General features: G+C 68.6%; 20 protein-coding genes and 1 other RNA gene. 11 read left to right on the forward strand and 10 right to left on the reverse strand.

The window, feature by feature from the left end; translation table 11 throughout:
* Positions 1 to 6 precede the first annotated feature (6 nt).
* Entirely contained in the window at positions 7 to 1,344 is a 1,338-nt protein-coding gene (gene pepP / locus RSO68_RS06195; RefSeq protein WP_315585840.1) for a Xaa-Pro aminopeptidase, read from the reverse strand.
* A gap of 34 nt (positions 1,345 to 1,378) precedes the next feature.
* Positions 1,379 to 1,957: a YecA family protein gene (locus RSO68_RS06200; protein WP_315585842.1), complete on the reverse strand. Its 579-nt coding sequence runs from the start codon at positions 1,955 to 1,957 to the stop codon at positions 1,379 to 1,381.
* Between the two features lie 160 nt (positions 1,958 to 2,117).
* Here RSO68_RS06200 and RSO68_RS06205 point away from each other — a divergent pair, with 160 nt between their 5' ends.
* From RSO68_RS06205 to RSO68_RS06215, 3 genes are all read left to right on the forward strand, one after another.
* Positions 2,118 to 2,417, forward strand: coding sequence for a cell division protein ZapA (locus RSO68_RS06205; RefSeq protein WP_089849326.1), 300 nt, complete (start codon positions 2,118 to 2,120; stop codon positions 2,415 to 2,417).
* Positions 2,418 to 2,470: 53 nt separating this feature from the next.
* Positions 2,471 to 2,654: non-coding RNA, 6S RNA (gene ssrS / locus RSO68_RS06210), on the forward strand.
* Positions 2,655 to 2,663: 9 nt separating this feature from the next.
* Positions 2,664 to 3,296: a 5-formyltetrahydrofolate cyclo-ligase gene (locus tag RSO68_RS06215; RefSeq protein WP_089849324.1), complete on the forward strand. Its 633-nt coding sequence runs from the start codon at positions 2,664 to 2,666 to the stop codon at positions 3,294 to 3,296.
* A 494-nt stretch (positions 3,297 to 3,790) separates the two neighbouring features.
* On the opposite strand, the gene ilvA is transcribed toward RSO68_RS06215, so the two are convergent.
* Positions 3,791 to 5,305 (reverse strand): threonine ammonia-lyase, biosynthetic, encoded by a 1,515-nt coding sequence (gene ilvA / locus RSO68_RS06220; protein WP_089849322.1) that lies wholly within the window; start codon positions 5,303 to 5,305, stop codon positions 3,791 to 3,793.
* A gap of 156 nt (positions 5,306 to 5,461) precedes the next feature.
* Between ilvA and rpiA the strand changes: the two genes are divergently transcribed.
* On the forward strand, positions 5,462 to 6,136 hold the full coding sequence (gene rpiA / locus RSO68_RS06225) for a ribose-5-phosphate isomerase RpiA (RefSeq protein ID WP_315585843.1): 675 nt from the start codon (positions 5,462 to 5,464) through the stop codon (positions 6,134 to 6,136).
* 38 nt (positions 6,137 to 6,174) lie between these two features.
* Here the strand turns inward: rpiA and waaA are convergent, their stop codons facing one another.
* Genes waaA through RSO68_RS06240 form a run of 3 tightly spaced genes read right to left on the reverse strand, consistent with a single transcriptional unit; the run spans position 6,175 to position 9,993 of the window.
* Positions 6,175 to 7,476 carry a lipid IV(A) 3-deoxy-D-manno-octulosonic acid transferase gene (gene waaA / locus RSO68_RS06230; protein WP_315585844.1) on the reverse strand — a complete coding sequence of 434 codons (1,302 nt, stop codon included), beginning with the start codon at positions 7,474 to 7,476 and terminating at the stop codon, positions 6,175 to 6,177.
* On the reverse strand, positions 7,476 to 8,906 hold the full coding sequence (gene hldE, locus RSO68_RS06235) for a bifunctional D-glycero-beta-D-manno-heptose-7-phosphate kinase/D-glycero-beta-D-manno-heptose 1-phosphate adenylyltransferase HldE (protein ID WP_315585845.1): 1,431 nt from the start codon (positions 8,904 to 8,906) through the stop codon (positions 7,476 to 7,478). Before hldE ends, waaA begins: the two co-directional genes overlap by 1 nt.
* Complete coding sequence (locus tag RSO68_RS06240) at positions 8,896 to 9,993, reverse strand: glycosyltransferase family 9 protein (protein ID WP_315585846.1); 1,098 nt, start codon at positions 9,991 to 9,993, stop codon at positions 8,896 to 8,898. The genes hldE and RSO68_RS06240 overlap by 11 nt, the downstream gene beginning before the upstream one ends.
* Between RSO68_RS06240 and RSO68_RS06245 the strand changes: the two genes are divergently transcribed.
* Positions 9,992 to 10,717, forward strand: coding sequence for a 3-deoxy-D-manno-octulosonic acid kinase (locus RSO68_RS06245; RefSeq protein WP_315585847.1), 726 nt, complete (start codon positions 9,992 to 9,994; stop codon positions 10,715 to 10,717). The genes RSO68_RS06240 and RSO68_RS06245 overlap by 2 nt on opposite strands.
* Here the strand turns inward: RSO68_RS06245 and RSO68_RS06250 are convergent.
* Positions 10,699 to 11,838 carry a glycosyltransferase family 4 protein gene (locus RSO68_RS06250; protein WP_315585848.1) on the reverse strand — a complete coding sequence of 380 codons (1,140 nt, stop codon included), beginning with the start codon at positions 11,836 to 11,838 and terminating at the stop codon, positions 10,699 to 10,701. The two genes, RSO68_RS06245 and RSO68_RS06250, sit on opposite strands and share 19 nt — an antisense overlap.
* Before the next feature lie 44 nt (positions 11,839 to 11,882).
* Between RSO68_RS06250 and RSO68_RS06255 the strand changes: the two genes are divergently transcribed.
* The 3 genes from RSO68_RS06255 to RSO68_RS06265 are packed head-to-tail and all read left to right on the forward strand — an operon-like array spanning position 11,883 to position 15,365.
* Entirely contained in the window at positions 11,883 to 12,980 is a 1,098-nt protein-coding gene (locus RSO68_RS06255) for a glycosyltransferase family 9 protein (RefSeq protein WP_315585849.1), read from the forward strand.
* Positions 12,977 to 13,750, forward strand: coding sequence for a glycosyltransferase family 2 protein (locus RSO68_RS06260; RefSeq protein ID WP_089849311.1), 774 nt, complete (start codon positions 12,977 to 12,979; stop codon positions 13,748 to 13,750). The genes RSO68_RS06255 and RSO68_RS06260 overlap by 4 nt, the downstream gene beginning before the upstream one ends.
* A 1-nt stretch (position 13,751) precedes the next feature.
* Positions 13,752 to 15,365, forward strand: coding sequence for a sulfatase-like hydrolase/transferase (locus RSO68_RS06265; RefSeq protein WP_315585850.1), 1,614 nt, complete (start codon positions 13,752 to 13,754; stop codon positions 15,363 to 15,365).
* Positions 15,366 to 15,394: 29 nt separating this feature from the next.
* Here RSO68_RS06265 and waaF read toward each other — a convergent pair whose 3' ends face one another.
* Together waaF and rfaD are read right to left on the reverse strand one after the other, a co-directional pair.
* On the reverse strand, positions 15,395 to 16,435 hold the full coding sequence (waaF, locus tag RSO68_RS06270) for a lipopolysaccharide heptosyltransferase II (protein ID WP_315585851.1): 1,041 nt from the start codon (positions 16,433 to 16,435) through the stop codon (positions 15,395 to 15,397).
* Positions 16,428 to 17,384, reverse strand: a complete 957-nt coding sequence (gene rfaD / locus RSO68_RS06275; RefSeq protein ID WP_089849306.1) for an ADP-glyceromanno-heptose 6-epimerase — start codon at positions 17,382 to 17,384, stop codon at positions 16,428 to 16,430. The genes waaF and rfaD overlap by 8 nt, the downstream gene beginning before the upstream one ends.
* A gap of 92 nt (positions 17,385 to 17,476) precedes the next feature.
* Here rfaD and glyQ point away from each other — a divergent pair, with 92 nt between their 5' ends.
* From glyQ to gmhB, 3 genes are all read left to right on the forward strand, one after another.
* Positions 17,477 to 18,439 (forward strand): glycine--tRNA ligase subunit alpha, encoded by a 963-nt coding sequence (glyQ, locus tag RSO68_RS06280; RefSeq protein WP_089849304.1) that lies wholly within the window; start codon positions 17,477 to 17,479, stop codon positions 18,437 to 18,439.
* Positions 18,439 to 20,505, forward strand: coding sequence for a glycine--tRNA ligase subunit beta (gene glyS / locus RSO68_RS06285; protein WP_315585852.1), 2,067 nt, complete (start codon positions 18,439 to 18,441; stop codon positions 20,503 to 20,505). Before glyQ ends, glyS begins: the two co-directional genes overlap by 1 nt.
* Positions 20,506 to 20,830: 325 nt before the next feature.
* Positions 20,831 to 21,400 carry a D-glycero-beta-D-manno-heptose 1,7-bisphosphate 7-phosphatase gene (gene gmhB, locus RSO68_RS06290; RefSeq protein WP_315585853.1) on the forward strand — a complete coding sequence of 190 codons (570 nt, stop codon included), beginning with the start codon at positions 20,831 to 20,833 and terminating at the stop codon, positions 21,398 to 21,400.
* A 125-nt stretch (positions 21,401 to 21,525) separates the two neighbouring features.
* On the opposite strand, the gene gyrB is transcribed toward gmhB, so the two are convergent.
* Positions 21,526 to 23,946: a DNA topoisomerase (ATP-hydrolyzing) subunit B gene (gene gyrB / locus RSO68_RS06295; RefSeq protein ID WP_089849299.1), complete on the reverse strand. Its 2,421-nt coding sequence runs from the start codon at positions 23,944 to 23,946 to the stop codon at positions 21,526 to 21,528.

Here is a 23,946-nt window from a genome sequence, read left to right on the forward strand (position 1 = left end):
AACTGATCACTCGCCGACCATCAGCGCCTCGATATCGGCCACCCGCTTGGGTACCGCCGAGGTCAGCACCTCGCCGCCCTCGGCGGTGACCGCCACATCGTCCTCGATGCGAATGCCGATCCCCCGAAAGGCCTCGGGCAGGTCGTCGTCGGCGGGCACGTAGAGCCCGGGCTCCACGGTGAGCACCATGCCGGGACACAGAGCCCGCGGCTCGCCCTCGCGGCGATAGGCGCCGACGTCGTGCACGTCGAGGCCCAGCCAGTGGGAGGTAGAATGCAGATAGAAGCGCCGGTAGCTGCCGTCGTCGATGCGCGCCTGGACGTCACCCGCCAGGAGCCCCAACTCGATGAGGCCGGAGGTGAGGTCGTGGACCACGCCCGCGTGGATCGACGCCAGGGTAGTACCGGGGCGCACCGCCACGATGGCGCGCTCCTGGGCCGCCAGCACCACCTCGTAGAGGGCCCGCTGGGCCGGCGTGAAACGGCCGTTGACCGGGAAGGTGCGGGTGATATCGCCGGCATAGAGATCGAACTCGGCGCCGGCATCGATCAGCACCAGCTCCCCGTCCACCAGGGGAGCGTGATTCTCGATGTAGTGCAGCACACAGGCATTGGGGCCGCCACCGACGATGCTGGCGTAGGCCGGCCCGCTGCCTCCCTGCCAGCGAAACTCGTGCTCGAGCTCCGCTTGAAGCTGATACTCCGAGAGCCCCGGGCGGCAGGCCCTCATGGCGCGCGCGTGGGCTCGGGCGGAGACCTCCCCGGCGTGGCGCATCAGCGCGAGCTCCGTGGCGCTCTTGATCAGGCGCTGCTCGTGGATCAGCCCGCTGATGTCGGCGAAGGCGCTCGGGGCCTGCTCCCCACGGCGGGCGAGTGCCGTCAGCTCGCCGCGCACCTCCTCGGCGAGCGCCAGGGCGCCGGCATCGTCCAGCGGCAGGTAGAGCACCTCGCGGCCCTCCAGCAGCGTGGCCAGGCGCTCGTCGCGTTCGGCATTCTCGAAGGCCTGGTCGAGGCCGTGGCCCTGCACCGCGCCCTCGGCACCCAGGCGCCTGCCGATCCAGGTCTCAAGCGCCGGGTCGCGATCCTGGCAGAACAGCACGCTCTCGCCGCCCTCGAGGCCGGGCAGCAGCAACAGCAGCGCCTCAGGCTCGGGGAAGCCGGTCAGGTAATGGAAGTCGCTGTCCTGGCGGAAGGCAAATTCACTGTCGCGCGAGCGGGTGACCAGCGCGGCACCGGGCAGCAGCACGGCGCTGCCGGCGGGCAGCTGCGCCATCAGGGTGCGTCGACGGGCGCGGTATTCGTCGGGGGTGATCGGCGCGGGCCGGGGCAGGGTCTCAGGGGGCATCGCGGCTCCTGGGTGGCGGGATGGGGCCAAGGGTTCAGTGGTGGGTCGGCTCGTCGGCCTGCTCGACCTGGGGCTTGCCGGGATGCTGCTCGGTGTAGAGCAGCATGGCGGCCATGCGCGCATGCTCGGTGAGGGCGAAGAGGTCGTTCTCGTTCTCGGCGCTGTCCTCGATGTCGGTCTCGATGGCGGTCAGGCCGGCCAGGTCCTCCAGGGCCTCGCGAAGGGCCGGCGACCAGTCGCGACGCGGGGCGTCGCCGGCATCGGCCACCACCTCGAGGAAGCCCAGGGTCCACTCCTGCAGGCCCTGAGCCCGCTCGGCCAGCGAGAACAGCTCATCGGGCAGCAGCGGTTCGAGGTTGAGCTCGGCCGCCGACAGGGCCTCGAGGGTCTGGCGGCGCCAGCCCAGCAGGCGCTCGGCGCTGGCTTCGTCACGGGGCTGCTCGACGCCCAGGCTCAGGCAGACCTCCTCCAGCCAGGCCTCGGGGGTAATGTCGTGCAGGGCGAGGGAGGCGCTGAGGCGACCGTCGAGGAAGGCCGGCGACTGCATGCTGCCGTGCAGCAGGAAGGTGTCGGCGATGGTCGAAAAGTCCTGGCGTTCATTGATCAGTGACATGGCAAGTTCCGCTGGTGGAGCCGGCGGGCGCGTTGACCGCCCGCGAACGGCTCTCTTATAGTGACTGGGTTTCGCTTCAGGCCTTGATGTTAACGCATCGACCCTGCATGACGCGCACCCGCTGCGCCCCCTCTGCCACTGGCCCTTGCCGGAGCCTGCCATGACCGAGCCGACACGGCCGACCACCGAGATCACCCTCCTGGAGCGCTCCTACTCCATCGCCTGCCCGCCGGAGGAGCAGGACAAGCTCGAGCGGGCCGCCCGCTACCTCGACCGCGCCATGCAGGGCATCCATGCCCAGGGCCGGGTGGTCGACCGCGAGAGGATCGCCATCATGGCGGCCCTCAACATCGCCCACGAGCTGCTCGAGACCCTCGACGACCAGCGCGCCGGCGAAGAAAACCTCAACGCGCTCACCGCCCGCCTCGAGAAGGCGCTGGATGCCGTCCCCACCCGCTGAGCCGACACGCAATCGCCCCTTTGGCCCGGCCCCGGCCTCTGGTAGGATGAAGAGGTTCCCTGGGGTGTTGGCCAGTCGTTATAGTCCCTCGAGCCTATGCGCAGTACCCAGGGGGCCAATGCTAGCCGAACCCGTGTGCACGTCCGTGCGTCGGAAAGCCTGACGGTTCGGCTGCGGCCACCCACCTTGAACCACTGGGTTCAAGGGCCAGAACGACAGCGGCACTCTGGGGAACTCCGATCCGACATGACCGCCATGCAGGATATCGCCGCACCCACCCCCACCGACGATGATCGTCGCCGGCTGAGACGCGAACTGCGTCGTCGCCGACGCGAGCTGTCGCCTCGAGAGCGCCGCGAGGCCTCCGAACGACTCTGCAGGCGACTGCGCCGCCTCCCCGAGCTCCAGCGCGCCCGACGCGTGGCCCTCTATCTGCCCAACGACGGCGAGATCGATCCGACCCCCCTGATCGACTGGCTCGAGCGCCGAGGCAGCCGCGTGTACCTGCCGGTGCTGAAGCCGCTGTGTGACAACCAGCTGTGGTTCGTGCACTACCATGCCGGCACGCCCATGGTGGCCAACCGCTACGGCATCCCCGAACCCGAGACCCGCCACGGGGCGCACCGCGCCCGGCGCACGCCGACCTGGGCGCTGGACCTGATCCTGCTGCCCCTGGTGGGCTTCGACGAGCAGGGCCAGCGCATCGGCATGGGCGGCGGCTTCTACGACCGCACCCTGGCCTTCACCCGCCGACCGGGGCCTCGCCCACGCCTGATCGGCCTGGCCCATGACTGTCAGCGAGTCTCAGCCCTGCCGGCGGCCCCCTGGGACGTGCCGCTGGACGCCATCGCCAGCGACGCCCGCCTGATTCGCCCCTGAGGCCTCTCTGATACCGCCATCAGGGCCGCTTGTCACAACCCGCCAGGAACCAGAAACGACGACGGCCGATGCGAATGCATCGGCCGTCGTCGGCAGGCGGGGTCGGGCAGGGCGGTCACCGCCATCCCGCGGGGGCTCAGCCTCCCGCCAGCGCCTGGGCATAGCCGGTGGCCACGATCCCGATGCCGAAGACCAGCACCAGAGTCATGACCAGATCGGGCTTGCGCTTCATTGTGGTTAACTCCATGGGAGACGGGACCACGCGGGTCCTGAGTAAAAATGATGACAGCGCGGTGACTATAGAGCCTCGTGCTTACGCATGACAACCGGCAATCTCGGTACGTTACATATCTAAACACTCGCGTGATCGAGACTGCAGAGTGAGTCAGCGCTCACTCTACGATCTTGCCCTGCCACCTTCTTCGAAACCCTTCCTCGCAACCCTTTCTCGAGGACCTATTGCTAAACCGTCTCACAACACCGCGACGCTACCCTCAGGCCATGAAGAGGCGGTAGGCCGGGTTGTCGCTCTCCTTCCAGTAGCGATAACCGATCTCGTCGAAGTAGCCCTCGACGTGGCGGCGGTCGCCGTTGGGCACCTGCATGCCGACCAGCACCCGGCCGTAGGCCGCGCCGTGGTTGCGGTAGTGGAACAGCGAGATGTTCCAGTCCTGGGGCAAATGGGTGAGGAAGTTCATCAGCGCGCCGGGACGCTCCGGGAACTCGAAGCGATAGACCTCTTCCTCGAAGTGCTCCTTGGGGCGGCCGCCGCCCAGATGGCGGATGTGCAGTTTGGCCAGCTCGTTGTCGGTCAGATCCTCTACCGGGTAGCCGGCGTCGCGGAGCCGATCGATGACCGCCTGGCGGTCCTCGCCGCCGGGCTTCACCTGCACGCCGACGAAGATGTGGGCCTGATCGGGCTCCGCGTAGCGATAGTTGAACTCGGTGACCATGCGCTTGCCGATGGTGCGGCAGAACTTCTTGAAGCTGCCCGGCTTCTCGGGGATGGTCACGGCGAGGATCGCCTCGCGCTGTTCGCCGAGCTCGGTGCGCTCGGCGATGTGCTGCAGACGGTCGAAGTTGGTGTTGGCTCCGGAGTTGATGCAGACGAGGGTCTCGTGCTCGGCGCCGGTCTGCTGGATATACTTCTTCAACCCGGCCAGCGACAGCGCCCCGGAGGTCTCGGAGACCGCCCGAGTGTCCTCGAAGATGTCCTTCACCGCGGCACACATCTCGTCGGTGTTAACGGTGATGACATCGTCCACCAGGTCACGCATCACGGCGAAGGGCGCCTCGCCGATCTGCGCCACGGCGACGCCCTCGGCGAACACCCCGACCTGATCAAGCACCACGCGCTCGCCCGCCGCCAGCGCCGCCTTGAGGCAGGCGCTGTCTTCGGACTCCACGCCGATCACCTTGATCTCGGGGCGCAGGTACTTGATGTAGGCCGCCATGCCGGCGATCAGGCCGCCGCCGCCGACCGGAACGAAGATGGCATCGATGGGCCCACCGTGCTGGCGCAGTATCTCCACGGCGATGGTGCCCTGCCCGGCGATGACGTCGAGGTCGTCGAAGGGCGGAATGTAGGTGTAGCCGTGCTCGGCGATCAGCTCCTGGGCATGCGCCGCCGCCTCGGCGAAGGCATCGCCCTTGAGCACCACCTTGGCACCCCGCGCCCGCACTGCGGCGACCTTGATCTCCGGGGTAATGCGCGGCATGACGATCACCGCCTTGACGCCCATCAGCTTCGCTGCCATGGCCAGGCCCTGGGCATGGTTGCCCGCCGAGGCGGCGATCACACCCTTGGCCTTCTGCGCCTCGTCGAGCTGGGCCATCTTGTTGTAGGCGCCGCGGATCTTGAAGGAGTAGACCGGCTGCAGGTCCTCGCGCTTGATCAGGATCTGGTTGTTGAAACGACGGGAAAGGAAGGGGGCCGGTGAGATGGGGGTTTCCCGGGCGGCCTCGTAGACCCGGGCCTGGAGAATCTTCTTGACGGTAGCTTCGAGCATCCTGATATCCCAGAAGTGACGCGAGGGGCACCGTGAGCGGCGCCGCGAGGAACCCTTATTGGTAGCATTCCGGCGACCGCGGCGTCCAGCATCCATCGGCGCCATGGCCTATAATGGCGCCGCATTCGCCCCCCCCCATCAGACAGCGAGCCCGACATGACCCAGGACGAACTCAAGGACGCCGTGGCCGCCGCCGCCATCGACGAGATCCGCCCGCACCTCGGCCGTGATAGCGTCATCGGCGTCGGCACCGGCTCCACCGCGAACCGCTTCATCGACCGGCTGGCCAGCCTGCGCGACGACCTGCGCGGTGCCGTGGCGAGCTCCGAAGCCAGCGCCGAGCGCCTGCGCGGCCACGGCATCGAGTGCTTCGAGCTCAACGAGGTGGGCACCGTGCCGGTCTACGTCGATGGTGCCGACGAAGTAAATGCTCACCTTCACATGATCAAGGGCGGCGGCGCGGCCCTGACCCGCGAGAAGATCGTCGCCGCCTGCGCCGAGCGCTTCATCTGCATCGCCGACGGCTCGAAGAAGGTCGCGACCCTGGGCGACTTCCCGCTGCCGGTCGAGGTGATTCCGATGGCGCGCTCCTACGTGGCCCGCGAGCTGGTCAAGCTGGGCGCCGACCCGGTCTATCGCCAGGGCGTGATCACCGACAACGGCAACCAGATCCTCGACTGCTACGAGTTCATGATCGAGGACCCGGTGGCCATGGAGGCGCGGATCGACGCCATCGTCGGGGTGGTCACCAACGGACTCTTCGCCGCCCGGGGCGCGGACCTGCTACTGCTCGGCGGCGAACAGGGCGTGGAGCGACTGACGCCCGCCTGACGTTCGAGCGGGCAGGGAGAACGGGGCGGAGTGAACGCCTACTCCGCCGGTAGAAGCCTTCCCAGGCCGATCAGGGTGCGATCGAGGGCGCCGCGATTGGCCGTCACCACGCCGCGGCCGGCCGCGGCCAGGCGCCGGCGCTCGGGCGTGTCGGTGAAGAGTCGCCCCAGGGCGTCGCTCAGCGCCTCGCCATCGGCCACCTCAACCAGCGCCTCGGCCTCGCGCATCACCTCGGCCACGTCGAGGAAGTTGGCGAGCTCGGGGCCGGTGAGCACCGGCACACCCAGCGCCGCCGGCTCCAGCAGGTTGTGGCCGCCGATGGGCACCAGGCTACCACCCACGAAGGCGAGATCCGCCGCGCCGTAGAGCGCCAGCAGCTCGCCCATGGTGTCGCCGAGATAGACGGCCGTGTCGTCGCCGGGCCACTCGTCGCGGGAGCGGCGCGCCACCGAGAGGCCCTCCCGGGCGCACAGCTCGGCCACGGCCTCGAAGCGCCGGGGGTGGCGCGGCACCAGCACCAGCAGCGCCCCGGGAAGGCGCGCCCGCAGCCGCGCGTGGGCCGCCAGCAGCGCCTCGTCCTCTCCCGGATGGGTGGAGCCCGCCACCCAGACGGGCCGGTCGCCCAGCTTTCCGCGCAGCCGCGCACTCGCCTCGCGGCTCGCATCATCGACGGCGATGTCGAACTTCAGGCTCCCCACCACCTCGCTGCGCTCGGCGGGCATGCCCAGCACGCGGAAACGCTCGGCATCCGCCGCGGACTTGGCCGCCAGCCAGCTCACATGGCCGAGGGCGTCGTGCATCAGCGGCCCCAGCCGGCGATAGCCCTGGAAGGCGCGGGGCGAGAGCCGACCGTTGACCACCGCCACCGGCACCGCGGCCCGGTCGCAGGCAGCCAGCAGGTTAGGCCACAGCTCAGTCTCGAAGAAGATCGCCAGTGCCGGGCATAGACGGTCGACGAAGCGGCGCGCGGCGCCGGGGAAGTCCAGCGGCACGAAGTAATGGCTCACTTCGCCGGAAGCCCTTCCCCCACCCGACGCCTCCGACAGCGCCAGCACCCGCTGGGCCCCGGTGGCGGTCATGGTGGTGATCACCAGGCGATGCTCTGGCCAGCGCTCGGCGAGGGCCGCGATCAGCGGGCGGGCGGCCTGCACCTCCCCTACCGAGGCGCAGTGCAGCCAGATCACCCGCTCGCCCTCGCCGGAAGGGAGAATAAGCCCCAGCCGCTCGCGGCGGGGGCGGCCGGGGAGCTGCTCGCGCCAGACGCGCTTCCAGGCCAGCGGGGCGAGCAGATACAGGGCCGCCGAGTAGGCGCGGCGGGCCCAGGCGGGAGAACGTCCCATCAGGTCTCGCGATCGAGGATAGTGGAGATCATCGCGGTGGTGGAGACGCCGTCCTCGAAGCCCAGCACCCGCACCTCGCCGCCGGCCTCGCGCACGGCGGCGCCGCCGGCGATCTCCTCGGGCCGGTAGTCGCCGCCCTTGACCAGCACGTCCGGCAGCACCGTCTCGATCAGCCGCTGGGGGGTGTTCTCGCCGAAGGGCACCACCCAGTCGACGGCGCCGAGACCGGCCAGAACCTGCATGCGCCGCGCCAGGGGATTGATCGGGCGCTTGGGCCCCTTGAGGCGTCCGATAGAGGCGTCGTCATTGACCGCCACCACCAGGCGGTCGCCGAGCCGGCGCGCCTGCTCCAGGTAGGCGACGTGGCCGGCATGCAGGATGTCGAAGCAGCCGTTGGTCATCACCACCCGTTCGCCGCGGGCCTGGGCGGCGCGCACCGCCTCGACCAGGGGCGACTCCTCGATGACGCCGAACTCGGCCAGCTTGTCGCCGTGCAGGGCGGTGTAGAGCTCGGCGATGGAGAGGGTCGCGGTGCCGGGTTTGGCCACCACCAGGCCGGCGGCCAGGTTGGCCAGGGTCATCGCCTCGGCGAAGCCGTGCCCGGCGGCGAGCGCCAGGCCCAGCACGCCGATCACGGTGTCGCCGGCGCCGGTGACGTCGTAGACCTCGCGGGCCCGGGTCGGCAGGTGCAGCGGCTCATGCCCCTCGCGGATCAGCGTCATGCCCTTCTCGCTGCGGGTGATCAGCAGCGCCTCGAGCTCGAGCTCGGCGCGCAGGGTCTCCCCCTTGGCGGCGAGCTCGGCGTCGTCGCGGCAATGCCCCATGACCGCCTCGAACTCGCCGAGGTTGGGGGTGATCACGCTGGCTCCGCGGTAACGGTCAAAGTCGCTGCCTTTGGGGTCGACCAGCACCCGCTTGCCGGCGCCCCGGACCATCCGGATCAGTTCCTCGACGCGATTCAGGGTGCCCTTGCCGTAGTCGGAGAGGATCACCAGGTCGCAGCCGGGCAGGGCCGCCTCGACCTGCGTCAGCAGCCCCGAGGTATCCACCTCGCCGAGCCCCTCCTCGAAGTCCAGGCGAATCAGCTGCTGGTTGCGGCTCATCACGCGCAGCTTGGTGATGGTGGGAATGCCAGGGCTTCGCGCGAAGCGAGTGCTCACTCCGACATCCTCAAGCCGGGCCACCAGCCGGTCGGCGTTGTCGTCGTCGCCCACCAGGCCGGCCAGGGCGGCGTGGGCCCCGAGGGAGGCGATATTGAGGGCCACGTTAGCGGCGCCGCCGGGACGGTCCTCGGACTCGTCGACCTTGACCACCGGCACCGGGGCCTCCGGCGAGATACGCGAGGTGCCGCCATGCCAGTAGCGGTCGAGCATCACGTCGCCCACCACCAGCAGGCGGGAATGCTCCAGGGCGGTCAGGTCAAGCTTCATCGGGGGACTCCGTCTCGATGGGGGACTCGGGGTGGGTCAGCAGTGCCTCGAGGCGGTCAATCACGTCCTCGGCACGAATCAGCGACATGGCGTCGGGGTGGCGGACCCGCTGACCCCAGGGCAGCGTCTCGGGATCCTTGTGCAGGTAGCTGCGCACGGCGTCCGGGTAGCGATTCACCACGAACGCCCGCCAGCAGTAGGGGCCCGCCCGATCGGGGTTGGTGGTGGCGTAGAGCCCGACCACCGGGGCGCCCAGGGCGTTGGCCATGTGCACCGGCCCGGAATCCGGGGCGATCACCGCCTGGGCGCCCTGGATCAGCGCCAGCAGGCCCTTGAGCGAGGTCTCACCGATAACATCGGTCACCACCTCGTCGGGGCAGAGGGCCTGGATGCGCTCACCGAGCTCGCGCTCCTGGGTGCTGCCGCCACCGGTCAGCACCGTCTTCAGGCCGCGCTGGCGCCAGGCGTGCTCGATCACCGCCGCATAGCCCTCGGCGGACCAGTTGCGGAAGTTGCGCAGCCGGGGGTTGGCGCAGGGGCTGATCAACAGATAAGGCGACTCCCCCGTGATGCCGCGCGCCTCCTCGACGGCGGCCTCGGGCACCGGCAGGTCCCAGGCGAGCGAGAGATCCTCGACGCCCAGCAGGCGGGCGAAGTCGAGGTAGGACTCAAGCACGTGGGCGCGGGAATGGGGTGCCAGCTGACGCTGGGTGAACCAGTGCTGCGCATCCTTGGCGCGCGCCTTGTCATAGCCTATCCGCAGGTCGGCCTTGAGCCCCAGGGAGAGGACGCTGGCACGCAGCGCCTGCTGCATGTGCAGCAGCACATCGAAGCGCGTATCGGAGAGCTGCCGCCACAGGGCCCGCATGCCGGCCAGGCCCGTCGCCTTGTCGTAGACGACGAACTCGACCCCGGAGAGGCCCGCCAGTAGACTGTGCTCGCCCTTGCCGACGATCCAGGTGATCCGCGCCTTGGGCCACTGACGCTGCAGGGTACGGACTGTCGGCACCAGGTTACAGACATCGCCCAGGGCGGAGAGTCGCAGCACACAGATGTGCTGGGGTCGATCGGGCAGAGGATGCTTCATGCGGTTGGCAACGTATCGAGCGGGAAAGACTTGCATTCTATATGATGCGGACAGTTTATGTGACGCCGACCGGGCGCCACAAACCGCGCCGCAGCTCATGCTCAAGGGCTTCGACCCCGCCTGGTGGCGCGACGCCGGCCGCGTCACCGGCGAGGCGTCGGGGCGCGGCGCCAGCCTCTTCCTGAACGTCGGCGAGAGCGTCGAGTGGGTGCTGCGCCCCTATCGCCGCGGCGGCCTGATCGCCCGGGTGAGCGACGCCCGCTACCTCTGGACCGGCCTGGAGCGGACCCGCGCCTTTCGCGAGCTGCGCCTCACCGCCCTGCTGCACGAACGCGGCCTGCCGGTGCCTCGTCCGGTGGCGGCGCTGGTGACCCGCCACGGCCTCACCTACGAGGCGGCCCTGATCACCGTGCGGCTTCCCGGCGCCCGCACGCTGGCCGACCTGATCACCCGGCAGCAGGCCGATTCGGACCTGCTCGAGCGGGTCGGCGCCACCGTTCGCCGCTTCCACGACGCCGGCCTCGACCACGTCGACCTCAACGCCCGCAACCTGCTGATCGACCTCGAGGGGCGAGTCTGGCTGATCGACCTGGACCGCTGCCGGCTGCGGCGTCGCGGCCGCTGGCAGGCGGCCAATCTGACGCGCCTGCAGCGCTCCTTCGAGAAGTTCGGCGCCCCCGAGGCCATGGCGGCCGTGCGCCGCGGCTACGCCGCCTCGGCGTAAGCGGCCAGAAGCCCGGCGACGTGGGTCTCGAGGGTAAAGTCGCGCGCCACGCGCGAGCGGGCCACCTCCCCCAGCGCCTCCCTCAGGGCCGCATCGTCCGCCAGCTCGGCCAGGGCTTGGCCCCAGGCGGCAGGATCCTCGGGCGCGGCGAGTCGCCCCGTGGCGGGATCAATCAGCTCGGGAAGGGCGCCGCTGTCGCTGCCGACCACCGCCTTGCCGGCCGCCATGGCCTCGATCACCGTCAGCCCGAAGGCCTCGTTACGCGACGGCACGCAGACGATGTCCATCGCCTCGAGGAGCCGCGGCAGGTCGCGGCGAAAGCCGACGAAGGTGATGCGCTCCTCCAGGCCGAGGGCGCGGACCCGGTCGCGCAGCTCGGCCACGAAGGCCTCGTTACTGCCCTCGGCGGCGGTGAGCCCGCCGACAAGCAGGCCCTGCCAGGCCAGTGCCGGACGATACTCGGCCAGCCAGGCCAGCGCCTCAATCCACACCCGCTGCCCCTTGCCCGGGGTCACACGCCCCGCCAGGCCGATCGCCACGGTGTCCCGCGCCAGGCCGAGTTCCTCGCGCAGCGCGGCCCGCTCGACGTTTGAGAGACGCGGCGCATAGGGCGCCGGGTCGATGCCCAGATAGAGGCGCTGGATGCGCTCGGCGGGCAGGGGGAAGGCCGCCAGGTTGCGCCGGCGAGTCGTCTCGCTGATGGAGAACACCCGGGTGACGCGGCCGTAGGCCCAGCGGTGATAGGGATCCTTCTTGGGGCGGGTGACGCCCATGTGGTCGGTGAAGAAGAGCCGCAGGGAGGGACGCAGGCTCACCAGCAGAGCCCCCAGGCGCAGGTCGCTGGATTTGTGGCAGTGCAGCACGCCGATCTCGTGGGCCTTCAGGTAGGCCAGCAGCCGGCCGAGCCCCAGCAGCGCGCGGCCTCGCGAGGGCACCGTCAGCGGCGTGACACCGGCCTCGGTGAGGCTCTCGGCCACCCGGGAGCCGGCCAGGGCCAGGCCGTGGGCTTCCCACCCCTGTCGCCTCAGCTCGGGTATAATGCGCGACGGATACATTTCCAGTCCGCCCCAGCCGTTCGAGAGGCAGATATGCAGGACCTTGCGGGACGACTTGCAGGACAAGGCGCTCTCCTTTCTTGCGGTTGCGGGGCCCGGGAGCCCGGATGATGACACTTTCTCCTGCCAGGGACGGCGGCCGCCCTCGCCTGCTGGTCGTGCGCAATGACAAGCTCGGCGACTTCATGCTGGCCTGGCCGGCGCTGGCCTGCCTCAAGGCGGCCGACCCGGCCCCCCACGTCAGCGTGCTGGTACCGGCCTACACCGCGCCGCTGGCCCGGCAGTGCCCGTGGATCGACGAGGTGCTGCTCGACCCCGGCGCAGAAGCCGGCCGCGAGGCGCAACGTGAGCTGCTGAGCACCCTGCGCGAGGGCCGCTTCGATGCGCTGCTGACGCTCTTCTCCACTCCGCGCATCGGCTGGCTGGGCTGGCGAGCCGGCATCCCGTTGCGCCTGGCCCCGGCCACAAAGTGGGCGCAGCTATTCTACAACCGCCGGGTCACCCAGCGCAGGTCGCGCTCCGAGAAACCCGAGTACGTCTACAACATGGAGCTGGCCGAGGCCCTGCTCGACGCGCTGGGCCTCGCCGTGCCGCCGCGCCCCGGGCCGCCCTACTGGCCGCTGCCGGCCGGCACCCGCGACGCCGAGCGGGCGCGCATCGTCGATGAACTCGGCCTGAGCGCCGCGGCTCCCTGGGTCTTCCTGCACCCCGGCAGCGGCGGCTCGGCGGTCAACCTCACCCTCGATCAGTACGCGACCCTGGTGCGCGGCGTCGAGGCACGCCTCGACGCCGCCGGCGCCGTGCCGCCACGCTGGGTGCTGACCGCGGGACCGGGCGAGGAGGCCGCGGCCGACCGGCTTCGCGACGGGCTCGCCGATGCCTCGATCACCGCACACCGGCTACCGGCCCGCCGCGGCATCGACGACTTCGCCCTGAGCCTCTCGGCCGCCGACCTGTTCATCGCCGGCTCGACCGGCCCGCTGCACATCGCCGGTGCCTTGGACCTGCCGACGGCGGGTTTCTATCCCTCGCGCCGTTCGGCCACCCCGCTGCGCTGGCAGACCTGCAACGCGCAGGCCCATCGCCTGGCCTTCTGCCCTCCGCAGGGCGCGGGCGAACGCGACATGTCGAGCATCGACCTCGACGCCGCGGCGCACCGAATCGCCGAGCGCCTGCTGCCCCTCACGACCCGCGAGACGACCCCATGACGCCCATCACCGGAATCATCATCACCCTCGACGAGGCACAGAACATCACCGACTGCATCGCCTCGCTGCGGCCGGTCTGCGACGAGATCATCGTCGTCGACTCGGGCAGCCGGGATGATACCGTGGCCATCGCCGAGTCGCTGGGCGCCAGCGTCATCCACCAGCCCTATCTCGGTGACGGGCCCCAGAAGGCCTTCGCCGTGCCCCGGGCGCGGCACGACTGGATCCTCGCCCTGGATGCCGATGAACGCCTCGACGACGATGCGGTCGCGGCGATCCGGTCACTGCCGCTGGACGACCCGAGCAAGGCGTACCGCTTCAACCGCCGCAACTTTGCCGGGCATCACTGGATCAAGGCGGCAGGCTTCTATCCCGACCCGGTCACGCGGCTCTACAACCGCACCACCTCGGGCTACCTGCCGAAGAAGGCGCACTCCTCGGTGCAGGCCCCCGCCGTCGTGGACACGCACAGCCATATCCGCCACTTCACCTATCGCGACCTGTCACACTGGATCACCCGCATCGATCAGCTCTCGAGCCGCGATGCCTGGGCGATGAAGGAGCGGGGCAAGGGCCCCTCGCGCTGGCGCCCCACCCTGCATGCCGCCAGCGCCATGCTGCGCAAGCTGATCCTCAAGGGCGGGCTCTTCCAGGGCGCGGACGGCATGACGGTGGCGATCACCACGGCGTTTCATGCCTACATGAAGTATGCCAAGTTGAACGAGCTTCATGAGAACGAACGGGCCGCGACGCCTTCCGATCATGCTTAGGATGCCACGCCGCCTTCGTCATCCGCGCTGGTGGGCTCTGCTGGTGCTGGGCCTGTGGCTGGGCTACGCCCTGGCCATGCTGACCCGGCTACCCACCTGGGCTTTCCCCCTCGTCACCGGGGCCTGGCTGCTGCTGGCGCTCTGGCGGCGCTGGGGGGCCCCCGCGAATCCCCGGCCGGCGACCCGGGTATGGCCCTGGTCGCTGTTCCCCCTGTCCCTGTGGGGGTTCTATGTCTACCTGGCCGCCAGCTTCGGCGAGGTCGATCTCGGGGCGGTGTTCTTCCATCTCCAGGCCGGCATCTCGGAGCATGGGGGCAGCGGGCGGATCCTCTCCGCCCTTCTCCACACCCTGGGCATGCTGCTGCTGCTCGCCGCCTTCACCTGGCTGGTGCGGGTCGATCGCCGCTGGCGCACGACGGAGCGCCTGCTGGCCGTGATGCTGCTGGCCGCCAACCCCATGCTCTACGGCCTCGGCCAGCGAGGCGCCGCCATCGTCACCGACGACGGCGCCTGGCTCGATCGGCAGTACGTGGAACCGGTGATCCTCGACGCGCCCCGCTCGCCGCCCAACCTGGTGCTGCTCTACCTGGAGAGCCTGGAGCGCACCTACGCCGATCCGGAGCGCTTCGGCGATGCCTACGCGCCCCTAAAGGCCCTGGGGGAGCGAGCCCTGGTCGTCGAGGGCGTGCGCCAGCTCGACAACACCGGCTGGACCATGGCCGGCATGATCGCCAGCCAGTGCGGCACGCCGCTGATGCCGGCGGGCCTGCTCCACGACAGCCAGTTCGAGCCGCTCGGCCGAGTCGTGCCGGGGATCGACTGCCTGGGGGACCTGCTCGCCGAGCGCGGCTATGCGCTCTCCTACCTGGGCGGGGCCAGTACCCGCTTCGCCGGCAAGGGGGTCTTCTACCGCGATCACGGCTTCGCGCGGGTGATGGGGCGCGAGGAGCTGGAGCCGCGACTTGCGGATCCCGACTACGTCAACAGCTGGGGCCTCTTTGATGACACCCTCTATGACCTCACGGTCGAGGAGATCCGCCGCCTGGAGCGCCAGGGCGAGCCCTGGGGGCTGGTCAACCTAAACCTCGCCGCCCACGCCCCCAACGGCTATCCGGCCCGCGCCTGCCGCGATCGCCAGGGCGAGTTCGACGGCGCCGACATCCTGTATTCGGTGGAGTGCTCGACCTGGCTGGCGCGCCGCCTGGTGGAGCGGCTCGAGGCCGAGGGGCTGCTGGAGAACACCCTGGTGGTGGTCGCCAGCGACCACCTGACCATGCGCGTTTCGGCCTGGGAGCAGCTGGTCGCGGGACAGCGGGAGAACACCCTCATGCTGCTGGGCGAGGGGGTCGAACCGCGCCGGCTCAGGGTCGAGGCATCGACCATGGACGTCCTGCCGACGGTACTCGAAGCCATGGGGTTCGTCATCGACTGGCACCGAGCGGGACTCGGCGTCTCGCTGCTCTCCGACCAGCCGACGCTGATCGAGGAGCACGGGCTGGAGACCCTGAACGCCCGCCTGCGGGAGGAGACGGCCCTCCAGGAGCGACTGTGGGAAGGCCTGGCACCCTCGCAGCGCACCCCGCCGCCCGACGCCGTCATCGCGCCCCGGGGCTGATCCGACGCACCCACGACGCTGAGGTTGCCCTAGGGCGTCGCCGCCAGCACCGCCTGCAGTACGCGCTCGGGAGTGAGCTGCTTCAAGCAGTTCGTATGCCCCAGCGGACAGGTACGCTGGAAGCAGGGCGAGCAGTCCAGGGCCAGGGAGTGGATCTCGGCGTTCTCGGTCAGCGGCGGCGTGTAGGCCGGTGACGAGGAGCCGTAGAGCGCCTGGACTCGGGTTCCCACCGCCGCGGCCACGTGCATCAGCCCGGAGTCGTTGGTCACCACCTGCCGGCAGTCCCCGAGCAGGTCGACGGCATCCGCCAGCCGGGTCCTGCCGCAGAGATTGTGAGTATGGGGCAGGCCGTCGGCGATCACCTCGCCGGCGTCCACATCCTTGGGTCCGCCCAGCACCCGCACCTCGAACCCCTCCACCACCAGGGCCCGGGCCAGCTCGCGGAAGTGCGCGAGGGGCCACTGCTTGGCGGGGCCGTACTCGGCACCCGGCATCATGCCGATGGCCGGGCGCGACGAAAGCCCCAGGGCGAGGCGCTGCTCGACCAGGTTGTCGATATCCAGGCGCAGCGAGGGTCGCGGAATGGCGAAGTCGCCGGCTGCGGCCTCCTCGCGGGGCAGCCCCAGCGCCACGAAGCGCTTGACGGTCTGATCCAGCGTCGCCTTGTCGAGGGGGCGGCGATCGTTGAGCAGCCCGAAACGCTGCTCGCCGGTGAAGCCGGACCGCCGGGGGATGCGCGCCAGGAAAGGCACCAGCGCCGATTTCCAGGAGCGCGGCAGCACGATCGCCCGATCGAAACGCCCCTTGAGAGAGGCGGCCAGCTGCCGACGGCTCACCAGGCCGAACTCACCGTGGCCTACCCCGAGCCCCGCGACCTCGTCGACCTCGTCCATGCGCTCGAGGATCGGCCGCGACCAACCGGGTGCCACCACGCCGATGCGACAGCCCGGGTGGCGCGCCTTGAGGGTCTTGAACAGGCTCTGGGCCATGACCATGTCGCCGACCCAGGAGGGACCCACGACCAGGATGCGCTCCCCTTCACCGCCGGGCGGCCCTGCGGCCTCAGCCATTCAGCCACTCCAGATAAGCACTCACGCCCTCGGCCACGGTGCGAAACTCGCGATCGTAGCCCGCTTCGCGCAGCCGCGAGATGTCGGCACGCGTGTAGCTCTGGTAGCGCCCCTTGAGCTCGTCGGGAAAGTCGATGTACTCGATCTCGCCCTTGCCGTAATGCTCGATGACCGCCTCGCCGATCGCCTTGAAGGGTTCGGCGCGGCCGGTGCCCAGATTGAAGATGCCGGAGGCCTCGGGGTGATCGAGGAACCACAGGTTCACGTCCACCACGTCGCCCACGTAGACGAAGTCGCGGCTCTGCATGCCGGCCTCATAGCCATCCCAGGCGCCGAACAGCTTGAGGTCATGGCCATCACGGATTTGGGTATGGTGATGGTAGGCGACGCTGGCCATCTTGCCCTTGTGCTGCTCGCGGGGCCCGTAGACGTTGAAGTAGCGAAAGCCCACCACCTGGCTCTCGAACTCATCGTGACGGGCCCGCACGTACTGGTCGAACAGCAGCTTGGAGTAGCCGTAGACGTTGAGCGGCTTCTCGTGCTCGGGCGCTTCATAGAACACCTCGCTGCCGCCGTAGGTGGCAGCCGAGGAGGCGTAGATGAAGGGGATGCCCTCGCGCTGACAGAAGTGCAGCAGCACCTTGGAATACTCGAAGTTGTTCTCGAGCATGAAGCGGCCGTCCCACTCGGTGGTGTCCGAGCAGGCGCCTTCGTGGAAGATCGCCTCGATGGGCGGCAGATGCGACTCCTCGCCGTTCATCGCCGCCTTCACCCGGGCCAGGAAATCGTCCTTGTCCAGGTAGTCGCCCAGCGTGCAGTCGGCCAGGTTGACGAACTTGGTGCCGTCACTGAGGTCATCGACCACCAGGACGTCGTCGCGGCCACGGGCGTTGAGCGCCTTGACCAGATTCGAGCCAATAAAGCCGGCTCCGCCTGTTACTACAATCATGGGAATCCTCTTCTCCGGGCCTGCGCCTATAACCGATCTGCCAGTAATTGTATACTTGACGGCTCGTGAATTCATGGCCAACGGTGCTTCCAATGACACAGTCGACGCCAGACGTGACAACCTTCCAGGGCCTGATCCTCGCCCTGCAGCAGTACTGGGCCGAACAGGGCTGCGTGATCCTCCAGCCCCTGGACATGGAGGTCGGTGCCGGCACCTTCCATACCGCCACCTTCCTGCGCTCCATCGGGCCCGAGACCTGGAACGCGGCCTACGTGCAGCCCTCCCGCCGCCCCACCGATGGCCGCTATGGCGAGAACCCCAACCGCCTGCAGCACTACTACCAGTTCCAGGTGGTGATGAAGCCCTCTCCCGCCGAGCTCCAGGAGCTCTACCTGGGATCGCTCAAGCGCCTGGGACTCGATCCGCTGGTCCATGATATCCGCTTCGTCGAGGACAACTGGGAGTCGCCGACCCTGGGCGCCTGGGGCCTCGGGTGGGAGATCTGGCTCAACGGCATGGAGGTGACCCAGTTCACCTACTTCCAGCAGGCCGGCGGCCTGGAGTGCTACCCGGTCACCGGCGAGCTGACCTATGGCCTCGAGCGTATCGCCATGTACCTGCAGGACGTCGACAGCGTCTACGACCTGGTGTGGACGGTGGCCCCGGACGGCACCAAGGTGACCTACGGCGACGTCTACCTGCAGAACGAGCGCGAGCAGTCGGCCTACAACTTCGAGCATGCCGACGTCGACTTCCTGTTCGCCTCCTTCGACCACCAGGAGCGCGAGTGCACCAAGCTGCTGGAAGCCCGGCTGCCGCTGCCCGCCTACGAGCAGGTGCTGAAGGCCTCTCACACCTTCAACCTGCTGGATGCCCGCCACGCCATCTCGGTCACCGAGCGCCAGCGCTACATCCTGCGCGTGCGCACCATGGCCCGAGGCGTGGCCCAGGCCTACTACGATTCACGCAAGGCCGCCGGCTTCCCGCTGGCCTCCGAGGCCCTGCGTCATGAACTGCTGGCCGACGAGCCGCTTGCCGAACAGGGAGATGTCTGATGGCTGCCAATACCCTACTGGTTGAACTGGGCGTCGAGGAACTGCCGCCGAGCGCCATCGATGAGCTCTCCGACGCGCTGGCCGAGGGCATCCGCCGCGGCCTGGCCGATGCCGACATCGACGCCGGCGAAGTGCTGGCCTACGCGAGCCCGCGACGCCTGGCCGTGCAGATCCAGGAGCTCGCCGACAAGCAGCCCGACCGCGAGGTCGAGCGCCGAGGTCCGGCCCTGGCCGCCGCCTTCAAGGAGGGCCAGCCGACCAAGGCCGCCGAGGGCTTCGCCCGCTCCTGCGGCGTCACCGTGGATCAGCTGATCCACCTGGAGACCGACAAGGGCACCTGGCTCGGTTACCGGGAGCACCAGCCGGGAGAGGCCACGACTGCCCTGCTGCCCGCCATCGTCGAGAAGGCCATCGGTGCCCTGCCGGTGCCCAAGAACATGCGCTGGGGCGCCTCGCGAATCGAATTCTCCCGCCCCGTGCACTGGCTGGTGATGCTCTACGGCAACCAGGTGGTCGAGGCCACTGCCCTGGGTCTGACGGCCGGTCGCACCACCCGCGGCCATCGCTTCCATGCTCCCGCGCCCATCGAACTCACCCATGCCGACGACTACCTCGCCGCCCTCGAGGGCGCCTGGGTGCTGGCCGATCGCGAGCTGCGCCGTGAGCGCATCCGCGAGCAGGTGCTGGCCGAGGCGGAGGTCCAGGAGGCCACGGCGGTGATCGACGAGGACCTGCTGGTCGAGGTCAGCGGCCTGGTGGAATGGCCCGTCGCCTTGACCGGCAGCTTCGACGAGCGCTTCCTCGAGGTCCCGCCCGAGTGCCTGATCTCATCGATGAAGGCCAACCAGAAGTACTTCCACCTGCTGGATGAGGCGTGCCGGCTCAAGCCGCTTTTCATCACCGTCTCGAACATCGACAGCACCGATCCCGACCAGGTGATCCAGGGCAACGAGCGGGTGATCCGTCCGCGCCTGGCCGATGCCGCCTTCTTCTATGACACCGATCGCAAGCAGACGCTGGCCGAGCGCGCCCCGGCGCTGGCCAGCGTGGTGTTCCAGAAGCAGCTGGGCAGCCTGGCCGACAAGGCACACCGCAACGCGGCCGTGGCCGCCTTCATCGCCGGCCACATCGACGGCGACGTGCACGATGCCCGGCGCGCCGCCGAGCTCGCCAAGTGCGACCTGGTCACCGAGATGGTGCTCGAGTTTCCCGAGCTGCAGGGCACCATGGGCCGCTACTACGCGCTCAACGACGGCGAGCCCGAGGAGGTGGCCCTGGCGCTGGAGGAACAGTACCTGCCGCGCTTCGCCACCGATGCCATCCCCCAGGGCCGCACCGGCCTGGCCCTGGCGCTGGCCGATCGCCTCGACACCCTGACCGGTATCTTCGGCATCGGCCAGCGCCCCAGCGGCACCAAAGATCCGTTTGCCCTGCGCCGCGCCGCCATCGGCGTGATCAACATCCTGGTCAAGGGCGAGCTCAGCCTCGACCTGCGCGAGCTGCTCGAGCTGTCGGCCGCCCAGCACCAGGAGCTGCCCTACGCCGAGGGACTCGTCGACGAGGTCCTCACCTACATGCTCGATCGCTTCCGCGCCTGGGCCGGCGACGAGGGCATTGCCACCGAGGTCTACCTGGCCGTGCGAGCTCGCCCGGTTACCGAGCCCCTCGACTTCGCCCGCCGCCTGCGCGCCGTGCAAGGCTTCGCGCGTCGCGAGGAGGCCGCCGCCCTGGCCGCCGCCAACAAGCGCGTCTCCAACATCCTTGCCAAGCAGCAGCACGATGGCGACCTCAGCGTCGATGCCGACCAGCTGCAGGAAGCCGCCGAGAAGACGCTCTTCGAGGCGCTGGAGGCCTGTCGGAGCGAGGTCATGCCACGGTTCGCGGAGGCGCGCTACAGCCAGGCCCTGGATGCCCTGGCCACTCTGCGTGAGCCGGTGGACCGGTTCTTCGACCAGGTGATGGTCATGGCCGAAGATCCCGCCGTGCGTCGCAACCGCCTGGCGCTGCTGGCCGGGCTGCAGGCGCTGTTCCTAGAAGTGGCCGATATCGCCCTGCTTCAGCAGTAGCGATAGCCCCACTCCAGAACCCAAGGGCCGGCGAGATTCTCGCCGGCCCTTTTTCGTGCAATGTTTCACGTGAAACAGGCCGGCCTTGCCGGAGCTGGAAGCTGGAAGCTGGAAGCTGGAAGCTGGAAGCTGGAAGCTGGAAGCTGGAAGCTGGAAGCTGGAAGCTGGAAGGCAGCATCTTGCTTCCAGAGCCTGAGCCAAGGATTTTCTTACAACTTAAAGCTTACGGCTTATAGCTCCCGGCGAAGCCGGGCAGGCTTGGCACACGATGTTCCACGTGAAACACTCCCGCCATCTCTTGGCTGCTACCGAACGGATCCGACACATGTCCCATTCCTCGAAGCTCGTGATCCTGGATCGCGATGGCGTCATCAACCGCGACTCCGATGCGTACGTGAAGTCCCTGGACGAGTGGGTCCCCTACCCCACCGCCATCGAGGCCATCGCCAGGCTTAGCCGGGCCGGATGGACCGTGGCGGTCGCCACCAACCAGTCCGGCATTGCCCGGGGCTACTACAGCAAAAGCGTGCTGGAAAGCATGCATCAACGGCTACGCGAGCTGGTCCGCCAGGCCGGCGGGGAGATTGCCCACATCGCCTACTGCCCACACGGTCCGGACGATGGCTGCGACTGCCGCAAGCCGCTGCCGGGACTGCTCGAAGAGATTCGCCAGGCGCTCGGCCTGGAGACCCTGGCCGATAGCTGGATGGTCGGCGATAGCCTGCGCGACCTGCAGGCGGGCGAGCCGATGGGCTGCCGGCCGGTGCTGGTCAGGACCGGCAAGGGGCGTCGCACGGAGGCGAAGGGAGAGGGCCTGTCGCAGGCGATGATCTTCGACGACCTGGCCGCCTACGTGGATTGGCTGCTGGCTACAGAAGCGGATAGCGCCGACTGACGCGAAGCGCTACCAGGCATCCCAGAACGCGACGAGGCCGGCTATTAAGCCGGCCTCGTCGTCAATGCCACCCGTCCGCGGGTGGCGAGAACCGCGATGTTCCACGTGGAACATCGCATGGACGGTCAGATGTCCAGGTTAGCCACCAGGGCATTGCGCTCGATGAAGTCGCGCCGCGGCTCCACCTCGTCGCCCATCAAGGTGTTGAACATCATGTCGGCGGCCACCGCGTCCTCGATGGAGACCCGCAGCATACGACGGGTGTTGGGATCCATGGTGGTTTCCCACAGCTGCTCCGGGTTCATCTCGCCCAGCCCCTTGTAGCGCTGGATGGAGAGGCCTCGCTGCGCCTCGGCCATCAGCCAGGCCAGGGCATCGTAGAAGTTCGTCACGGGACGCTTGCGCTCGCCGCGCGCTACGTAACTGCCCTCTTCCAGCAGGCCGTCCAGGGTCTCGCCCAGCGTCGCCATGGCACGGTAGTCGGCGCTGGTGAAGAACTCGACGCCCCAGACGTAGTCGGTGGTGACGCCATGCGCGGTCAGCGTGACCGCCGGCAGGAAGAAGCCGCGCTCGCCGTCCTCTTCGAGGCGGAAGGTATAGCGCGGCCCGCCCTCATAGGAGACCAGGGCGTCCATCTCCGTCTGCAGGTAGTCGATCCAGTTCTGCATGGTGCCGCGGTCACGCAGGCTCTGCTCACCATCCAGATGGGCGGCATGCACGATCTTGCGCAACACGACGTCGGGATAGACCCGCGACAGGCGATCGATGCGCTTCATCACGTCGCGATACTGGTTGACCAGCTCCTCGAGGTGGGCGCCGGCGATACCGGGGGCGTCGGCATTGACGTGCAGCCGCGCCCCGTCCAGGGCGGTCGTCGTCAGGTAGTCGACCATCGCCTGCTCATCCTTCAGGTAAAGCTCCTGCTTGCCGCGCTTGATCTTGTAGAGCGGCGGCTGGGCGATGAAGACATTGCCCCGCTCGATAAGCGCCGACATCTGACGGAAGAAGAAGGTCAGCAGCAGCGTGCGGATGTGCGAGCCATCCACATCGGCGTCGGTCATGATGATGATCGAGTGGTAGCGCAGCTTGTCGGGATTGAACTCCTCGCGCCCGATGCCGCAGCCCAGGGCCGTGATCAGCGTGCCGACTTCGGCCGATGAGAGCATCTTGTCGAAGCGCGCCTTCTCCACGTTGAGGATCTTGCCCTTGAGCGGCAGGATCGCCTGAGTGCGGCGATCGCGCCCCTGCTTGGCACTGCCGCCGGCCGAGTCACCCTCGACCAGGAACAGCTCGGAGAGGCTGGGATCCTTCTCCTGGCAGTCGGCGAGCTTGCCCGGCAGGCCGGCGATATCCAGTGCGCCCTTGCGGCGCGTCATGTCGCGCGCCTTGCGTGCCGCCTCACGGGCGCGGGCCGCGTCCAGCATCTTGTTGACGATGGCCTTGGCTTCGTTGGGCTTCTCGATCAGATAGTCCGAGAACAGGCGACCCATCTCCTGCTCCACCGCGGTCTTGACCTCCGAGGAGACCAGCTTGTCCTTGGTCTGGGCCGAGAACTTGGGGTCCGGCACCTTGACCGAGATGATCGCGGTGAGTCCCTCACGGGCATCGTCGCCGGAGGTGTTGACCTTGGCCTTCTTGAGTAGGCCCTCGGCCTCGATGTAGTGGTTCAGCGAGCGCGTGAGCGCGGCACGGAAGCCGGCCAGGTGGGTGCCACCATCGCGCTGCGGGATATTGTTGGTGTAGCAGAAGATGTTTTCCGAGAAGGTATCATTCCACTGCATCGCCACCTCGACGCCGACCCCATCCTCGCGCTCGGCGTTGAAGTGGAACACCGGATTGAGCACCGTCTTGTTGGTGTTCAGGTGGTTGACGAAGGCCTTGAGGCCACCCTCGTAGTGGAACAGTTCTTCCTTGCCGCTGCGCTCATCGATCAGGCGGATCGCCACGCCGGAGTTGAGAAAGGAGAGCTCTCTCAGTCGCTTGGCGAGGATATCGTAGTGGAATTCGATGTTATGGAAGGTTTCGGAAGAGGGCCGGAAGTGCACGCGGGTGCCACTCTGCTCGGTCTTTCCGACCACCGCCAGCGGGGAATCGGGCACGCCGTGGTGGTAAAGCTGCTCAAATACCTGGCCGGCGCGCCAGATGGTCAGCTTGAGCTCCTCGGACAGGGCGTTGACCACCGAGACCCCGACGCCGTGCAGGCCGCCCGACACCTTGTAGGAGTTGTCATCGAACTTGCCGCCGGCGTGCAGCACGGTCATGATCACCTCGGCCGCCGAGACCCCCTCTCCCTCGTGGATATCGGTGGGCACGCCGCGTCCGTTGTCGGTCACGGTGATCGACTCATCGGGGTGAATGATCACCCGGATCTCGCTGCAGTGCCCGGCCAGCGCTTCATCGATGGAGTTGTCCACCAGCTCGAACACCATGTGGTGCAGGCCCGTGCCGTCGTCAGTATCGCCGATGTACATGCCCGGCCGCTTGCGTACGGCATCCAGGCCCTTGAGGACCTTGATGCTCGATGAGTCGTAAGCCTGTTCGCTCAT

Source organism: Halomonas saccharevitans, from assembly GCF_032333995.1.
GTDB classification, from domain to species: domain Bacteria; phylum Pseudomonadota; class Gammaproteobacteria; order Pseudomonadales; family Halomonadaceae; genus Halomonas; species Halomonas saccharevitans.

What these genes read in the sequence shown, in the direction of transcription:
- RSO68_RS06205 (WP_089849326.1), top strand. Translation starts at nt 2,118, where the DNA reads ATGACCGAGCCGACACGGCCGACCACCGAGATCACCCTCCTGGAGCGC.
- RSO68_RS06215 (WP_089849324.1), top strand. Translation starts at nt 2,664, where the DNA reads ATGACCGCCATGCAGGATATCGCCGCACCCACCCCCACCGACGATGAT.
- RSO68_RS06245 (WP_315585847.1), top strand. Translation starts at nt 9,992, where the DNA reads ATGCGGTTGGCAACGTATCGAGCGGGAAAGACTTGCATTCTATATGAT.
- ilvA (WP_089849322.1), bottom strand. Translation starts at nt 5,305, where the DNA reads ATGCTCGAAGCTACCGTCAAGAAGATTCTCCAGGCCCGGGTCTACGAG.
- waaA (WP_315585844.1), bottom strand. Translation starts at nt 7,476, where the DNA reads ATGGGACGTTCTCCCGCCTGGGCCCGCCGCGCCTACTCGGCGGCCCTG.
- rfaD (WP_089849306.1), bottom strand. Translation starts at nt 17,384, where the DNA reads ATGATTGTAGTAACAGGCGGAGCCGGCTTTATTGGCTCGAATCTGGTC.
- RSO68_RS06260 (WP_089849311.1), top strand. Translation starts at nt 12,977, where the DNA reads ATGACGCCCATCACCGGAATCATCATCACCCTCGACGAGGCACAGAAC.
- rpiA (WP_315585843.1), top strand. Translation starts at nt 5,462, where the DNA reads ATGACCCAGGACGAACTCAAGGACGCCGTGGCCGCCGCCGCCATCGAC.
- waaF (WP_315585851.1), bottom strand. Translation starts at nt 16,435, where the DNA reads ATGGCTGAGGCCGCAGGGCCGCCCGGCGGTGAAGGGGAGCGCATCCTG.
- RSO68_RS06265 (WP_315585850.1), top strand. Translation starts at nt 13,752, where the DNA reads ATGCCACGCCGCCTTCGTCATCCGCGCTGGTGGGCTCTGCTGGTGCTG.
- hldE (WP_315585845.1), bottom strand. Translation starts at nt 8,906, where the DNA reads ATGAAGCTTGACCTGACCGCCCTGGAGCATTCCCGCCTGCTGGTGGTG.
- RSO68_RS06200 (WP_315585842.1), bottom strand. Translation starts at nt 1,957, where the DNA reads ATGTCACTGATCAATGAACGCCAGGACTTTTCGACCATCGCCGACACC.
- glyQ (WP_089849304.1), top strand. Translation starts at nt 17,477, where the DNA reads ATGACACAGTCGACGCCAGACGTGACAACCTTCCAGGGCCTGATCCTC.
- RSO68_RS06240 (WP_315585846.1), bottom strand. Translation starts at nt 9,993, where the DNA reads ATGAAGCATCCTCTGCCCGATCGACCCCAGCACATCTGTGTGCTGCGA.
- RSO68_RS06255 (WP_315585849.1), top strand. Translation starts at nt 11,883, where the DNA reads ATGACACTTTCTCCTGCCAGGGACGGCGGCCGCCCTCGCCTGCTGGTC.
- gyrB (WP_089849299.1), bottom strand. Translation starts at nt 23,946, where the DNA reads ATGAGCGAACAGGCTTACGACTCATCGAGCATCAAGGTCCTCAAGGGC.
- glyS (WP_315585852.1), top strand. Translation starts at nt 18,439, where the DNA reads ATGGCTGCCAATACCCTACTGGTTGAACTGGGCGTCGAGGAACTGCCG.
- pepP (WP_315585840.1), bottom strand. Translation starts at nt 1,344, where the DNA reads ATGCCCCCTGAGACCCTGCCCCGGCCCGCGCCGATCACCCCCGACGAA.
- gmhB (WP_315585853.1), top strand. Translation starts at nt 20,831, where the DNA reads ATGTCCCATTCCTCGAAGCTCGTGATCCTGGATCGCGATGGCGTCATC.